At 40.5% G+C, this 15122-nt stretch carries 13 protein-coding genes; 7 read left to right on the forward strand and 6 right to left on the reverse strand.

Going from position 1 to position 15122, the window contains the following annotated elements; translation table 11 throughout:
* On the reverse strand, positions 1 to 1335 hold the full coding sequence (locus F947_RS09535; RefSeq protein WP_004974970.1) for an efflux RND transporter periplasmic adaptor subunit: 1335 nt from the start codon (positions 1333 to 1335) through the stop codon (positions 1 to 3).
* Between the two features lie 413 nt (positions 1336 to 1748).
* Between F947_RS09535 and F947_RS09540 the strand changes: the two genes are divergently transcribed.
* Entirely contained in the window at positions 1749 to 2198 is a 450-nt protein-coding gene (locus F947_RS09540; protein WP_004974971.1) for a bacteriohemerythrin, read from the forward strand.
* Positions 2199 to 2248: 50 nt separating this feature from the next.
* Here the strand turns inward: F947_RS09540 and holA are convergent, their stop codons facing one another.
* The 4 genes from holA to F947_RS09560 form a co-directional block, all read right to left on the reverse strand.
* Positions 2249 to 3247: a DNA polymerase III subunit delta gene (holA, locus tag F947_RS09545; protein ID WP_004974972.1), complete on the reverse strand. Its 999-nt coding sequence runs from the start codon at positions 3245 to 3247 to the stop codon at positions 2249 to 2251.
* A gap of 21 nt (positions 3248 to 3268) precedes the next feature.
* On the reverse strand, positions 3269 to 3799 hold the full coding sequence (locus F947_RS09550; RefSeq protein WP_004974973.1) for an LPS-assembly lipoprotein LptE: 531 nt from the start codon (positions 3797 to 3799) through the stop codon (positions 3269 to 3271).
* 195 nt (positions 3800 to 3994) lie between these two features.
* The gene (gene leuS / locus F947_RS09555) at positions 3995 to 6616 is read right to left on the reverse strand and encodes a leucine--tRNA ligase (protein ID WP_004974978.1); all 2622 of its coding nucleotides are present in this window, start codon (positions 6614 to 6616) and stop codon (positions 3995 to 3997) included.
* Positions 6617 to 6746: 130 nt separating this feature from the next.
* On the reverse strand, positions 6747 to 7118 hold the full coding sequence (locus tag F947_RS09560; protein ID WP_373683868.1) for a DUF4124 domain-containing protein: 372 nt from the start codon (positions 7116 to 7118) through the stop codon (positions 6747 to 6749).
* A gap of 730 nt (positions 7119 to 7848) precedes the next feature.
* On the opposite strand from F947_RS09560, the gene F947_RS09565 reads away from it, so the two are divergent.
* The 3 genes from F947_RS09565 to ilvC all read left to right on the forward strand — a co-directional run bounded on the left by F947_RS09565 (position 7849) and on the right by ilvC (position 11208).
* On the forward strand, positions 7849 to 9576 hold the full coding sequence (locus F947_RS09565) for an acetolactate synthase 3 large subunit (protein ID WP_004974985.1): 1728 nt from the start codon (positions 7849 to 7851) through the stop codon (positions 9574 to 9576).
* Positions 9573 to 10064, forward strand: coding sequence for an acetolactate synthase small subunit (ilvN, locus tag F947_RS09570; protein ID WP_004974986.1), 492 nt, complete (start codon positions 9573 to 9575; stop codon positions 10062 to 10064). The genes F947_RS09565 and ilvN overlap by 4 nt, the downstream gene beginning before the upstream one ends.
* A gap of 127 nt (positions 10065 to 10191) precedes the next feature.
* Positions 10192 to 11208, forward strand: a complete 1017-nt coding sequence (gene ilvC / locus F947_RS09575) for a ketol-acid reductoisomerase (protein WP_004974988.1) — start codon at positions 10192 to 10194, stop codon at positions 11206 to 11208.
* Between the two features lie 202 nt (positions 11209 to 11410).
* On the opposite strand, the gene tnpA is transcribed toward ilvC, so the two are convergent.
* Positions 11411 to 11809 (reverse strand): IS200/IS605 family transposase, encoded by a 399-nt coding sequence (gene tnpA, locus F947_RS09580; protein WP_004970281.1) that lies wholly within the window; start codon positions 11807 to 11809, stop codon positions 11411 to 11413.
* A 59-nt stretch (positions 11810 to 11868) separates the two neighbouring features.
* Here tnpA and F947_RS09585 point away from each other — a divergent pair, with 59 nt between their 5' ends.
* The 3 genes from F947_RS09585 (at position 11869) to F947_RS09595 (ending at position 15040) form a co-directional block, all read left to right on the forward strand.
* Positions 11869 to 13176, forward strand: a complete 1308-nt coding sequence (locus F947_RS09585; protein ID WP_004974356.1) for an RNA-guided endonuclease InsQ/TnpB family protein — start codon at positions 11869 to 11871, stop codon at positions 13174 to 13176.
* 319 nt (positions 13177 to 13495) lie between these two features.
* Complete coding sequence (locus F947_RS09590; RefSeq protein ID WP_004974991.1) at positions 13496 to 14377, forward strand: ELM1/GtrOC1 family putative glycosyltransferase; 882 nt, start codon at positions 13496 to 13498, stop codon at positions 14375 to 14377.
* A gap of 12 nt (positions 14378 to 14389) precedes the next feature.
* Complete coding sequence (locus F947_RS09595) at positions 14390 to 15040, forward strand: hypothetical protein (RefSeq protein WP_004974992.1); 651 nt, start codon at positions 14390 to 14392, stop codon at positions 15038 to 15040.
* Positions 15041 to 15122 lie beyond the last annotated feature (82 nt).

Below are 15122 nucleotides of genomic sequence, written 5' to 3' on the forward strand. Positions count from 1 at the left end.
TTACATTCTCACTGATGGGCCAACACGACCACCACGCTTCGCCGCATCGTTTGAGGTATCGGAACCATCGGCAATAATGACTTGATCGCCCAGTTTTAGGCCACGAATGACTTGTACTGTTGCGCGGTTGTTTAAGCCAAGCAATACCGATTGTGGTCGAGCTGAACCATCGGCTTGCAGCACGCGTACCATGCCTAAAGAGGCTTTACCTTGATCAACCAAGGCTTTTTCATTGGTAGTCAATTCCAAGCGGGCAGGGCGTTTGCTAGAACTGGCATCGGTATTGTCGCGCTCAGCACGTACGTTGCTGTCTGAATTATTGCTGTTGCCACGACTGCGTGAACGGTTTACACCTTGTACCGCAGCAGCAGGAATGGTCAGCACATTGCGTGCCTCTGCCAATACAATGGACACTTGTGCGGTCATATTGATGCGTAGCTTGCCGTCTTCATTTGGTACGTCAAATAAAGCGTTGTAGTACACGGCAGAACTTGAAGATGATGAGGTGTTGTTATTGCTTTCGGTATTGATGGATTTGGGTGCAGGTTCTACCTGACGTAAAGTAGCGTAATGTTTTTTCTCACTGTTGCCCAAGGTGGTGAAATAGACCGTTTGTCCCTCTTCGACCTTCATTACATCCGCTTCAGAAATTTCTGCTTTTACAGTCATGGTGTCAAGTTTGGCTAATTTAATAATCGTGGGCGCACTTTGATTGGCGTTCACGGTTTGACCTTCTTCGGTCACAATTGCAACGACAGTGCCATCCATTGGGGCAAGAATACGGGTATAACCTAAATTTTCTTTAGACGTGTCTAAAGTTAGGCGTGACTGTTCAATTTGAGCATTAATGGCAGCAATTTCTGCTTGTGCAGTTTTATAGTTGGCTAAGGCAGTTTCAAGTTCGGCACGTGAGGTCGCATCTTGCGCATACATGGCTTGTTGACGCTGATATTCTGCTGCGACTTTGGCGAGATTGGCTTGTCGAACCGCCAATTGTGCCTGTTGGTTTTTAATACTGGCCTGCGCTGTTTTAAACTCATTTTCCTGTCGTACGGAGTCAATTTGGGCAATCAACTGTCCTTGTTTGACTTGATCGCCTAACTGAACATACATTTTTTTGACTTGACCTGAAACTTGCGCACCAACACTGACCATTTTGGTGGCTTCAAGTACGCCTGTTGCCAACACCGCACTTTCAATATCTCCACGGCTCACTTCGGCAGTAATGTATTGCGGTTGTTGTTCTTTGGGTTTTAAAAAATACCAAGCGGCAAATGCCAGCATCAGCGCAATGATAATTCCCGCAATAAGTTTGGTCGATTTTATTTTTGGCATGAGTCAAAAAACAGAAAAAGAAATTAAAAGGATTATAGAAGTGAAATAAGGATAAATCGTGAATTTTTTGAAGAAACTGTAAATGAGAATTATTTATTAGTGGTTTGAGCTAGATTTAATACAGTCTGAGTACGGTATTACATCCATAAAAAAAGTGAAAATAGCATCTGTTAACGAGGTGGGGTAGTTTGTTTCATCTCTATGATAATTTTATGAATTTTTATGATAAATGCTGAAAAATACAACTATGGTCTAAGTTGCTTAAAAAACCTTATTTTCTATATGGATTTAAGAATTAAAAGCAGCTAGTATCAAATTCCATAAAATAATTATGGATTTAATCATTAGGATAATACGGCATCGGGACGATGCAATAAAACATGACTTTAAGCAAAAAATCTGAGGGGTAAATCATGGAGTGGAGTGAGAAATTTAATATCGGAATTGATGTGATTGACAATCAACATCGACAAATTCTGGACTATATTAATGCGCTGGAAAAAATTCGGGCGACAGGTGCGCGGGAGCAAATCAAAGAAGTCTTGGATGACTTGATTGACTATACGCAATCGCATTTTAGCTTTGAAGAAAACTTGTTGTCACAGGTCAATTATCAATACTTACCATCACATCGTGGTATTCACGAACTCTTTGTGAAGCGTTTGAATGATTGCCGTCAGCGTTTTGCCAATGGCGAATCGGTAGAACATGATTTGTATCGTTTGTTGTCTAAATGGTTGATTAACCATATTCAGCATGATGATCAGGATTATGTCGATGCGGTACGCGACAATATGCTGCATTATTTGCGTTCACAGGAACAGAAAAAAGGCAAAAGTTGGTTTGCACGTTTCTTTAGCTAATCCTCTGAAAAGCAGATGATTTTAAAAATTATTTGATGAAGTCTGCTAAATTAAGCCGAGTGAGAAGCGAACAGTGTTTTACCACAGAGTTCTGTAATGGCTTGTAGCACCAGATGTTCAGGGTTTTCCTTGGACATCCCTTTGATGGCGGCATCAATACGCAATAACAGGGCGGGCCATTGCAAGAAACTATTTGGATTTAAACGTCGCAAAGCTTGCTGATAAACACTGACTTTGTTTTTCCAGATACCCAGTTGCAAAGCATTTTGTGGTTGTTCAAATAATTGCATCAGCAGGCGCATTTCTTTGCTGATGCTCCACAAAATTAAACTCATGGCTTCACCCGAAGCCATGAGGTATTGAAAAATTTTCATAGCTTGCGCCAGATTTCCTGCCAGTAAAGCATCATTTAAATCGTAAGTGCTATAACGGGATTGATCTTGTAAACAGGCATGTAAATGTTCAATCTGAATCTGCTGAATTTCAGGAAAGGTGTCACTGACCCGCATCAAGCTGTTTTTGGCAGCCAAAAGGTTGTGTTCATGGTGTTGTTCCAACCATTGCCACGCATCATGTCCCAATTGGATGCCAAGCTTTTCTGCTTCCAAACCTAAAATCTGCTGCCGATCTTTAGGATAATTCGCCGTGAGTGCAACATTGACCCCATTGGCATCAATCAACTGAAAAAAACTGGATTTCAGGCTATTGCTGTCTTGTTTTGGCATCACCACCAACAGCAAGTTTTGTTCATTGTGCTGAATATAACTTTTCAGTTGTTTTAGTGTGCTGGCATCAGGCTTGATATTGCCGTGTACTTCAACCGCCAATTGACTCGAAAACAGTGACAGACTGTTTAAGGCATTGAATACATTTTTCCAATCGCTAACGCTATTTAAATCATAACGCTGACGTTCAATATCCTGTTTTTGCCAACTGGCACGAAAAGCATCCAACAAGTTTTGTTCGAGTAAGGGTTCTTGACCATGCAAAATCCATGCGCCGCGTGCTTCATCGACACGTTTGAGGGCTTGTAGATAGTCAAGTTTCATAAAAAAATCGCACTCGAAAACTTATTTAGGGTTTGAATACACAGGTGGATTGACCAAAGGTAAACGATTAGATGAAATTTGACGCACAATTTGCTGTGCTACATCATCAATAATGACTTCTTTTAAGAATTTTTGTTCCTGATCATCGGTATTCACAGTTGCGACATCGTATTGATAACTGCGCGTTGCCATGACGGTACGAGGTTCGGTGATCGGGTTGCCTTGCGCATCTTCAATACGGAAAGTCACACTCAAACGTAATAAGGTTTCTACCAGTTTGCCATTCAATTCCAAGCGACGTGGCGTATAGTCAAGTACACGCAGTACATAGGCATTAGGGTCATTGCTGAGTTGTACGCCCGCTGTACCCATGTGAATGGAAAGTTTTTCTTCTAATTCTTCAGCATTGCTCGGTAAAGCCAGACTCATTTTTGAATAAGCCACAGGTGCAATGCTTGGATTGGTGCCTTTAAGATGAAAACCACAGCCGACTAAGCCAGCACTGAGTCCACAAGTTAAAACAATGACTGCTAGACGTTGGCTAAAGTGCATGTGCTGTCCTCTGTAATATTCTTGAAAGTTTAAAAGCGGAAGTTGAGAATATCTTGATTGTAGGTGCAAAGCCCATTGACTGACAACGGGCTTTGTTTGGAAATTGTTTTAATTCCTTTTTTGTAGGAGGGTTTAGGGGGATTGTTTTATAAAATCCCTCCAAACCTCCATTTAAAAAGGGAGGCTTAAAAGCACTTAAACCACCAAATTCACTAGCTTATTCGGTACAACAATTTCTTTCTTGGTTGGCCCAGTCAAGAATGGTTGTACTTCTGGTAACGCTTTGGCAAGTGCAAGGATGTCCTCTTTAGATGCATCTACAGCTACATCTAGCTTGCCACGTAATTTACCATTGACTTGCACCACAATAGTTTGTGTGTTGCGGGTTAAGGCAGACTCATCTACGGTTGGGAAGAGGGTTGAAGTTAACTCAATTCCGAACTGTGCCAATAAAGTCTGGCTTAAGTGTGGTGCAAAAGGTGCAAGCAAGGTTAATAAGGTCACAATCGCTTCACGCTCAACGGCAAGGTCTTGCTCGTCTTGTGCTTCAAACTTGTTGCAAGCATTCAAGAGTTCCATCAATGCTGCAATTGCAGTGTTGAATGCATGACGACGCTCGATATCATCGCCCACTTTTTGAATGGTTTCATGGGTTTTGCGACGTAAGTCCTGCGCTGCTGTAGCAAGTTTACTACTGTCAATTGCAGTTGCATTGCTGCCTTTTTCAAGGAAACCTGCCGCCAAACGCCAAACACGTTTTAAGAAGCGGTTCGCACCTTCAACGCCTGCATCTGACCATTCTAAAGACTGATCAGGTGGTGCAGCGAACATCATAAATACACGTGCAGTATCTGCGCCGTATTGGTCAATAATGGCTTGTGGGTCGATACCGTTATTTTTCGATTTCGACATTTTTTCCTGACCACCAACAATCACCGCTTGACCATCGCCTATGTATTTAGCCGAAAGAACGCGACCTTTTTCGTCTTTTTCAAGCTCGATATCGGCAGGGTTAAACCAAGTTTTCTTGCCGCTTTCTGCTTCGCGGTAGAAGGTGTCAGCCAAGACCATGCCTTGAGTCAGCAAGTTGGTAAATGGCTCATTGCCTTGTACCACGCCTTCATCACGCATAAGTTTGTGAAAGAAACGCGCGTACAATAAGTGCAAGATGGCGTGTTCTACACCACCAATATATTGATTAACTGGTAACCAAGTTTGCGCAGCTTCAGGCTTGACCATACCACCTGTAAAATCTGGAGATGCATAACGTGCATAATACCAAGATGATTCTACAAAAGTATCTAAGGTATCGGTTTCACGACGTGCTTCGCCACCACAGCATGGGCAAGTAGTTTGATAGAATTCAGGCATTTTATTTAACGGGTTGCCTGAGCCATCTGGCACAACATCGGTAGGTAAAATGACAGGAAGCTGATCTTCTGGAACTGGAACTTGTCCACATTTTTCACAGTTGATCATCGGAATTGGACAGCCCCAGTAACGTTGGCGTGAAACACCCCAGTCACGTAAGCGGAATTGTACTTTTACATTGGCTAAGCCTTGTGGCTCTAATTTCGCTAAAAGTGCATCAAAAGCCGCTTGGAAATCTAAACCATCAAATTCGCCTGAATTGACCAGTTTACCTTCTTTAGAACCGTACCATTCTTGCCATTGGGTTGTGTCAAAGTCCGCATCGTCTGCACCTTTGGCATCAATCACCTGAATAATTGGCAATTGGAATTTATTGGCAAACTCAAAATCACGCTCATCGTGCGAAGGTACAGCCATCACCGCACCAGAACCGTAAGACATCAATACATAGTTGGCAATCCACACTGGCAATTCTTTACCCGTTACTGGATGCTTCACAAATAAGCCAGTCGCCATACCTTTTTTCTCGGCAGTGGCAAGGTCAGCTTCTGCCACAGAACCCATGCGGCATTCTTCAATAAAGGCTTTTAATTGTGCATTGTTTTCTGCTGCTTTTAACGCCATTGGATGTTCTGCAGCAACAGCCACATAAGTTGCACCCATTAACGTGTCAGCACGCGTTGTAAATACAGTCAGACCATCTGCATAAATTTCAGGATTTGCCGATGGGAATGTGATTTCCATCCCTTGCGAACGCCCAATCCAGTTGCGCTGCATGGTCAAGACTTGCTGTGGCCAACCATCTTTTAAAGTTTCTAAATCGTCTAATAATTCTTGGGCATAATCGGTAATGCGGAAGTAGTACATTGGAATATCGCGTTTTTCTACCAATGCACCTGAACGCCAACCACGACCATTTTCGACCTGTTCATTGGCCAAAACTGTTTGATCGACAGGATCCCAGTTGACTGTCGAGAGTTTGCGATAAATTAACCCTTTTTTATACAGTTGCACGAATAACCATTGTTCCCAGTGGTAATACTCTGGGGTGCAAGTGGCAAATTCACGATCCCAATCTACTGCCAAACCTAGTTTTTTCAATTGGTCGCGCATGTAGGCGATATTTTCAAAAGTCCATTTAGCTGGGGCAACCTGATGCGCAATCGCTGCGTTTTCAGCAGGTAAACCAAAAGCATCCCAACCCATAGGTTGTAAGACTGTTTCACCTTTTAAACGGTGAAAACGGCTAATTACATCACCAATGGTGTAGTTACGCACGTGACCCATGTGCAGTTTGCCGCTTGGGTAAGGGAACATCGAGAGGATATAACGATGTGGACCTTCGACTGTGTCGGCAACTTTAAAGGCTTTACGAGATTCCCAGTCGCTTTGGACTTGGGGTTCAATCGCACTGGCTTGATATTCAGGGTCAATGTGAGTAGTCATAAGGTTAAATCAGGAATAAACGGTTAAAAAAAGTGTGTCACACAGCATAGCGCAAAATGCAGCTAAATTGAATTTTGCGCGTTGGATTGTGCAGGAAAATTTAAGCGAGTCGTACTTTATGGCTTAAAACTTAAAAAACTTGTGGGTTGGCACGTTCTTGTTGTGCCTGATTTAAAGCTGCATTGGCTTCACGTTGTTGCTGATCCATAGCTGGATTTCCTGCAGGATGATTTGTGGTTGGTGTCGCATGTTGGTTTGTTGTATTTGCAGCAGTAGGTGCAGGGTTGTCAGTAGGATTTGCAGGAGTGGCAACGGTTGGTGCTGAATTTCTCCAGCCATAGGTGTCGACTTTGCCTTTTTTCTTGGCAGTTTTTGGCGGCGGTGTCGTGGTGTAATGGGTTGAACCATTTGCATCGACCCACTTGTAATATTGTTTTGCAGAAACTGAGCTAGTGGCAAAAATTAAAATCAAGCTTGCAGAAAGACAACTCAAGCGGATCATTGGCGTTTTCATGTTTGGAAGTCCTGAGCAAAAAGGGTAAATGGCAGAAAACCAATTACAAAAAATCATGTTGGCTAAATTTTAGCAATAATTCCCCATGAAGCTAGGGTTTGTTGACAATTTATTGATGATTTTTATCTGCAATATCGCCTATTTAAAACTGGAGCATTGACTTGTCTATTTGCAAGTTAAAATAAGCTGAAATGCGTTGGTGAATCATAACCAAGCGATTTATATATTTTTTAATTCATTCTTTATTTTTATGTATGTGATATGAAAAAATTATAAAAAATTCAGCAAATATCTGAAAGTTATTTGTTTTATATGGAAATATTGGACTTGGGATTAAATTGTGATGGATGACACAAAGCGTAAAAAATACCCAGTTTATAAATAAAGCAGAAAAAGCCGATTTTTAAACTTGACTTTAGTCGGGTAAACTACAAAAATGCACACTTTAGTTTTATGTGCCTTAGATCGATCACCCTTCGAATAAGTGTCATGTCATGCAATGGGCAACTTCTCTAGCCGAGAAGCTGAACAAAGCTTATAAAATGTGTTTACCCCAACACGTTTTAGATCTCATATTGCTTATACGGTAATCAGATCAGAAATTTTTCCTATTGCCATGAAAACTATGAAATATGTGTGCTATAACAGTGCAGGAATTAATGAACAAAACACTGCAGGTGTCTCCCATTTTGCAGTGATAAGACTAGGGTGAATCACGTTGGAACTTTTATCTGGTGGTGAAATGCTCGTTCGCGCATTGGCGGACGAAGGCGTTGAGCATGTTTTTGGATACCCAGGCGGCGCAGTACTTCATATTTACGATGCGTTCTTTCAACAAGACAAAATTAATCATTACCTCGTGCGCCATGAGCAAGCTGCTGGTCATATGGCAGATGCCTACTCGCGCGTAACAGGTAAAACTGGTGTGGTGCTAGTGACTTCAGGTCCTGGTGCAACCAACACAGTAACTCCAATTGCAACGGCTTATATGGACTCAATCCCAATGGTGATTTTGTCTGGTCAGGTTGCAACACACTTAATTGGTGAAGATGCCTTCCAAGAAACCGATATGGTGGGTATTTCACGTCCGATTGTAAAACACAGTTTCCAAGTGCGTCATGCAAGCGAAATTCCTTCAGTGATTAAGAAGGCATTCTATATTGCATCTTCAGGTCGTCCTGGTCCTGTGGTGGTTGATATTCCTAAGGATGCAACCAACCCAGCAGAAAAATTTGCTTACGAATACCCAGAAAAAGTGAAGATGCGTTCGTATCAACCGCCGCATCGTGGTCACTCAGGTCAAATTCGCAAAGCAATTGATGAGCTATTAAATGCCAAACGTCCTGTGATTTATTCAGGCGGTGGTGTTGTACAAGGCAATGCTTCTGAGCAATTGACTGAACTTGCACACATCTTGGGCTTCCCTGTAACCAATACATTAATGGGCTTGGGCGCGTTCCCAGGTAATGATCCACAGTTTATTGGTATGTTGGGTATGCATGGTACTTATGAAGCCAACATGACCATGCATAATGCTGATGTGATTTTATGTATTGGTGCGCGTTTTGATGACCGTGTAACCAATAACCCTGCAAAATTCTGTCCAAATGCCAAAGTCATTCATATTGACATTGACCCTGCGACCATTTCAAAAACTATCATGGCGCACATTCCAATTGTAGGTGCGGTTGAACCTGTACTTCAGGAAATGCTAGTGCAGTTGAAACAGTTAAATGTGTCCAAGCCAAACCCTGAAGCGATTGCTGCGTGGTGGAATCAGATCAATGAATGGCGCAAAGTCCATGGTCTGAAATATGATAAGCCAACTGATGGCAGCATGAAGCCACAACAAGTAGTTGAAGCATTAGACAAAGTGACCAATGGTGATGCGATCATTACTTCTGACGTAGGTCAGCACCAAATGTTTGGCGCGAACTACTATAAGTACAAGCGTCCACGTCAATGGTTGAACTCTGGTGGTTTGGGAACTATGGGTGTAGGTTTACCGTATGCTATGGCGGCTAAACTGGCTTATCCAGATCAACAGGTTGTATGTATCACGGGTGAAGCATCGATTCAGATGTGTATCCAAGAGCTTTCTACCTGTAAGCAATATGGTTTAAATGTTAAGATCTTATGCTTGAATAACCAAGCTTTAGGTATGGTTAAACAATGGCAAGATATGAACTATGAAGGTCGTCACTCAAGTTCTTATGTTGACTCATTGCCTGACTTCCCTAAATTGATGGAAGCTTATGGTCACGTTGGTATTCAAATTAACCATGCCGATGAGCTTGAGTCTAAGCTTGCAGAAGCGATGGCGATTAATGACAAATGCGTATTCATTAACGTAATGGTTGACCGTACAGAGCACGTTTATCCGATGCAAATTGCGGGTCAATCTATGAAAGATATGTGGTTAGGTAAAGGGGAGCGCACAGAATGAGACACATTATTTCCGTTCTCGTTGAAAACGAATCAGGTGCGCTTTCTCGTTTAGTGGGTTTATTCTCTCAACGTGGTTATAACATTGAGACTTTAAACGTTGCACCAACCGAAGACCCAACACTTTCACGTTTAACGCTTACAACTTATGGTGATGATCATAAAATTGAGCAAATCACCAAACAACTGAATAAATTGGTTGAAGTGGTTAAAGTGGTCGACCTGTCAGAAGGCCCGCATATTGAACGCGAATTGATGCTGATTAAAGTCAAAGCATCGGGTGCTGCACGTGCTGAAATTAAACGTACTGCAGACATCTTCCGTGGTCAAATTGTGGATGTCACACCAACGACTTATACGGTGCAGCTTGCGGGTACAACTGAAAAACTAGATGGTTTTATTGACGCGATTGCTGAAAACACCATTTTAGAAGTTGTGCGTTCAGGTGTGTCAGGTATCGCACGCGGCGAAAAAGTTTTAACCATTTAACTAAATTTCATAGTTAATTTTACTCATCGAATTCATTCCATCTCAAAGGATGGAGAGCTTACTGAAGTACTGAATAGACAAGTACTTGAGTAAGATAGGAATCCTAAGCATTTTAGCGGAGACAGCAATGCAAATTTTTTACGATAAAGACTGCGACTTATCTATCATTCAATCTAAGAAAGTAGCGATCATTGGTTACGGTTCACAAGGTCACGCGCACGCGCTTAACCTTAAAGATTCTGGCGTAGACGTAACTGTAGGTTTACGTGCTGGTTCTGCTTCTTGGAAAAAAGCTGAAAATTCGGGTCTTAAAGTTTCTGAAGTTCCTGCTGCTGTTGCTCAAGCTGACTTAGTTATGATTTTGACTCCAGATGAGTTCCAATCACAACTTTATCGTGACGTGATTGAGCCAAACATCAAGCAAGGCGCAACTTTAGCATTTGCTCACGGCTTCTCTGTACTTTATAACCAAGTTGTTCCACGTGCAGACTTAGATGTAATCATGGTTGCACCTAAAGCACCTGGTCACACTGTACGTTCTGAATTCCAACGTGGTTCAGGTGTTCCTGATCTTATCGCGATTCATCAAGATGCTTCTGGTAATGCACGTAACGTTGCACTTTCTTACGCTTCAGGTGTAGGTGGTGGTCGTACAGGTATCATCGAAACTTCTTTCCGTGAAGAAACTGAAACTGACTTATTTGGTGAGCAAGCAGTTCTTTGTGGTGGTGCTGTTGAATTGGTTAAAATGGGCTTCGAAACTCTTGTTGAAGCTGGTTATGCACCAGAAATGGCTTACTTCGAATGCTTACACGAGCTTAAATTGATCGTTGACTTGATGTTCGAAGGCGGTATCGCTGACATGAACTATTCAGTATCTAACAACGCTGAATATGGCGAGTATGTAACGGGTACTGAAGTGATTAACGAACAGTCTCGTGAAGCAATGCGCAATGCACTTAAACGTATTCAATCTGGTGAATATGCGAAAATGTTCATCCAAGAAGGTGCGTTGAACTACCCATCAATGACTGCTCGTCGTCGTCAAAACGCGGCTCACGGTATTGAAGTAACGGGTAACAAGTTACGTGCGATGATGCCTTGGATCCAAGCAAACAAAATCGTAGACAAAGAGAAAAACTAAGTTTTAGTTTAATCTTTAAAAAACCCTTATTGTATATAAGGGTTTTTTTATGAGTGAAGTAAAGGATGTTACGTGCCTTGCGCTTCGCTCAGAACTGTGTTTTCACTCCTTGCGCTGTAAGCGTCCGCTGAACCCCATGCCTATTCTCCAAGTGAAAGAGGACTCCACCCGTCAGTCAGGGTGGAGGTGAATTTCACAAATTTCAACCTTGTTGATTCTGAATATATTGTTTGATTATTTCCAAAGGCGCACCACCACAAGACCCTGCAAAATATGATCTTGACCATAAAACAGGTTTTGTATAATTCCCTCTCAAGTCTAAAAACTCATTTCGCATTCTTCTACTTGTTACAGACTTTAAATTATTAACCAATTTGCTTAACTGTACCGTTGGTGGATACTGAATAAGCATGTGAACATGGTCGGATTCACCATTACATTCCTTTAATTCAGCATCAAAATCTTTACATATTTCAGTTGCACACTCATTGAAATATTTATGATGCAACTCACCTAGTATTTTTTTTCGATATTTCGTTATAAAAACTAAATGAACATGAAGATTAAAGGCTGAATGTCGGTTTTTATATATCTCACTCATTGAAAAAATATACCTAAAATGTTAGAATCAGCACCATATTAACAGATACACACTCATTAATGAAAATCAACAAAGCGTATAAATTTAGGCTTGAGCCTAATGTCGAGCAAGAGGTTATTTTAAATAATCTCGTTGGCTCTGCACGCTTTGTTTGGAATCAAATATTAGCAATTTCATTTGAAATGTTTGCTCAAAATAAACACATTAATGCGGTGAATCTAGTAAAAAAGATAACAGCACTGAAAAAGAATCCTCAGTTTAGCTTTTTAGATGGAAATTCAAATGCTGTGTCACTTCAACAAAAAGTTCGTGATCTTGCATCAGCATGGGGGAAGTTTTTCAACCCTAAAGAACATGCTCGACTAAAAGAAAAAAAGCGCAAACCTAAGAAACCTAAATTTTTTAAATTGGCTGATGGTACTGAGGTTCAGTTGCGCCCACTTATGCCTAGATTTAAGAAAAAATCAGACGGTTATGATTCCATTCGCCTTGTACAATTCGATAAATACTGTTGGGTTAAAGGAAATAAACTCAAACTCCCTAATGGCGTAGGTGTTATTAAATTCAGGAAGTCGCAAGAGATTCTAGGCACAATAAAAAATGTGACGATCAGTAAGGTGTCAGGACGTTGGTACGTTTCATTCTGTACTGAAACAGAACTTAGTGAAATGCCGATCCACCCATCAAAATCAGCGATTGGTGTTGATCTTGGTGTTAAGAAATTAATCACTACCTCAAATGGTCAGGTCTTTGACCCGATCAATAGCTTTAAAACCAATCAGATTAAATTAGCTAGACTTCAACGGAAGCAGAGAAAGAAAGTTAAATTTAGTCAAAATTGGAAAAAACTGAATTTTAAAATCAATAAACTACATCATCACATTGCCAATATTCGTCATGACTACTTGCAAAAAATCACTACAACGCTCAGCAAAAACCACGCAATGATTGCTGTTGAGGATTTAAAAGTAGCAAATATGTCGAAGTCAGCAAGTGGCACAATCGAAAATCAAGGAAAGAATGTAAAAGCTAAGTCAGGCTTAAACAAATCAATCCTAGATCAAGGTTGGGGCATGCTCGTTAGTATGTTGGAATATAAGCAACAATGGCGAGGTGGATTACTTGTAAAAGTTGATCCGAAGTACACAAGTCAAACCTGCTGTGAATGTGGTCATGTAGCAAAAGAAAACCGACAAACTCAAGCTAAATTTGAGTGTGTCGGATGCGGTTATGTTGCGAATGCGGATTTAAACGCATCTCGTAATATATTGTCGGCAGGACATGCCGTTTTGTCTGTGGAGGGTGGATGCGGTAAAGGTCGCCCTAAGAAGCAGAAAGCAAGCGAAATCCGTGAGGAAGTCGCCTAAGAGCTTTGCTTTTAGAATCCCCCACTTGAGTGAAAACGAAAGTGGGGGGAGTATGTCAATAAGGCAATTTGAACCGTACTGGGTTTGTCGGAGACTCAATATTCTGAGAGACTATTCCGATGAAAAAACCAAACTATACTCCCGAAATTAGAGAAAGAGCGGTTCAATTACTCATTGAATCTGAAAAGGCGGATTCAAGCCCTGTGACAGTTCAATGAAGTTTATATTTCGAGTCATTGAGGATATGTAGCTTTGCTTACTTTAAATGCTTTGATCTAGTAAAATGATGCTATTCGTGCTTTAGATCTGGTGGGTGAATATGCATATTTTATATGTGAGCGATGGTAAGGCAGGTCATCGCTCTCAAGCATTGGGTCTTTTTAAGGCAATGCAAAAGCAAACAAATATTGATCTGACTTTTGAAGAAATTTCAATTGATCATTTACCACTGTTGAGTTTATTGACTGCATATAAAAAACAAAAACATGCTGCAGTATCGCAGCCACCAGATTATATTGTTGGGGTAGGCAGTCATACACAATTCCGTGTTTTTTTGATGGGCAAGGTTTTTCCGCAAGCGAAAACTGTAATTTTAATGAAACCCAATTTTCCATTATCTTGGTTTGATCATGTGGTTATTCCTGAACATGATGGTGTGCCAGAGCAGGCAAATGTGATTGTTACACAAGGTGCGCTGAATCCAATTGAAAATGAGCAGCGACACATTCCAAACCGTATTTTGATTGCATTAGGTGGTTCATCTAAACGGCATCTTTGGAATGCAGATAAGGTATTGTCTGCGATTGAACAGATTGTGCTGCAGAATAAGCAGTGTGAGATTATTTTGACGAGTTCTAGGCGTACACCTGCTGATTTTTTAGTGACATTGGCTCAGCAAAGTTTTGCTTCACAACTGCAAATTTTTCCAGTTGAACAAACGCCGCAGGGCTGGATTTTTGAAGAAATGCAAAAAGCGGAAGCTGTTTGGGTGACTGAAGATAGTGTGTCTATGATATATGAGGGACTCACCGCAGGTTGTAAAGTAGGGCTTATTCAGATAGATCGAGTGAAAGAGGATCGGATTACGCATTCCGTAGATAAACTAATAACTTCAACTTTTTTTGATAATGAAAAAAAATTATTGTCTAATACATTTCTAAATGAAGCAACTAGAGTTGCTAAAATTATATTATCTAGTTAGAGCTTTGATTTTATGAAAATTTTACATATAGCTAATTTTGCATTTAATAAGTTGGGAGAGCGGTATTATTCTATAGATCGAAAAATTTCTGCAGGTTTAATAGAAAATGGTCATTTTGTTTATGATTATAGTTTTCGTGATATGGCAAGAATGGGAACAATTTTCAAAACAAAAAAGTTAGGGAGTGGTGTAGCTAATAATGAGGTTTTAAAAATTGTAGAAAATTTATGTCCAGAGCTTGTTTTGATCGGTCATAGTGATTTACTAAAAAAAGAAACTCTTCAAACGATTCGCAAAAATTATCCCTCAATCAAGATTGGATTTTGGTTTGTAGATTGGTTATGTGAACAATCCAAAGCAAATTTTATAAGAGAGTTTGCTCCTTATGTTGATGCTATTTTTTGTACAACAGGTGGGAGGTTATTAACACAATTTAAATTACCAAATAATAAAATTGGTTATATTCCAAATATTGCTCAAAAATCTATTGAAGAGCTTCAGCAATTTAATAAAGATTTTTTTTTAAGGGATTTTATATTTTTTGGTACTGTATATAAAGATCCTGATCGAGAAGTATTTTTAACACATTTAGTTCAGAGTTTGGGTGAAAATTTTCACTGTTTTGGAGCTTTTGATAATAAAGCTGTGTATGGACATAAGTAACCCCAGTTACGGATAAGCCAAAGATTTAATCACATGAATTTTAGGCTTATTCTTTTGGCAAAGTTGATACGCACATAGTGAA

Source organism: Acinetobacter towneri DSM 14962 = CIP 107472 (genome assembly GCF_000368785.1).
GTDB lineage: Bacteria > Pseudomonadota > Gammaproteobacteria > Pseudomonadales > Moraxellaceae > Acinetobacter > Acinetobacter towneri.

What these genes read in the sequence shown, in the direction of transcription:
- F947_RS09535 (WP_004974970.1), bottom strand. Translation starts at nt 1,335, where the DNA reads ATGCCAAAAATAAAATCGACCAAACTTATTGCGGGAATTATCATTGCG.
- F947_RS09540 (WP_004974971.1), top strand. Translation starts at nt 1,749, where the DNA reads ATGGAGTGGAGTGAGAAATTTAATATCGGAATTGATGTGATTGACAAT.
- holA (WP_004974972.1), bottom strand. Translation starts at nt 3,247, where the DNA reads ATGAAACTTGACTATCTACAAGCCCTCAAACGTGTCGATGAAGCACGC.
- F947_RS09550 (WP_004974973.1), bottom strand. Translation starts at nt 3,799, where the DNA reads ATGCACTTTAGCCAACGTCTAGCAGTCATTGTTTTAACTTGTGGACTC.
- leuS (WP_004974978.1), bottom strand. Translation starts at nt 6,616, where the DNA reads ATGACTACTCACATTGACCCTGAATATCAAGCCAGTGCGATTGAACCC.
- F947_RS09560 (WP_373683868.1), bottom strand. Translation starts at nt 7,118, where the DNA reads ATGATCCGCTTGAGTTGTCTTTCTGCAAGCTTGATTTTAATTTTTGCC.
- ilvN (WP_004974986.1), top strand. Translation starts at nt 9,573, where the DNA reads ATGAGACACATTATTTCCGTTCTCGTTGAAAACGAATCAGGTGCGCTT.
- ilvC (WP_004974988.1), top strand. Translation starts at nt 10,192, where the DNA reads ATGCAAATTTTTTACGATAAAGACTGCGACTTATCTATCATTCAATCT.
- tnpA (WP_004970281.1), bottom strand. Translation starts at nt 11,809, where the DNA reads ATGAGTGAGATATATAAAAACCGACATTCAGCCTTTAATCTTCATGTT.
- F947_RS09585 (WP_004974356.1), top strand. Translation starts at nt 11,869, where the DNA reads ATGAAAATCAACAAAGCGTATAAATTTAGGCTTGAGCCTAATGTCGAG.
- F947_RS09590 (WP_004974991.1), top strand. Translation starts at nt 13,496, where the DNA reads ATGCATATTTTATATGTGAGCGATGGTAAGGCAGGTCATCGCTCTCAA.
- F947_RS09595 (WP_004974992.1), top strand. Translation starts at nt 14,390, where the DNA reads ATGAAAATTTTACATATAGCTAATTTTGCATTTAATAAGTTGGGAGAG.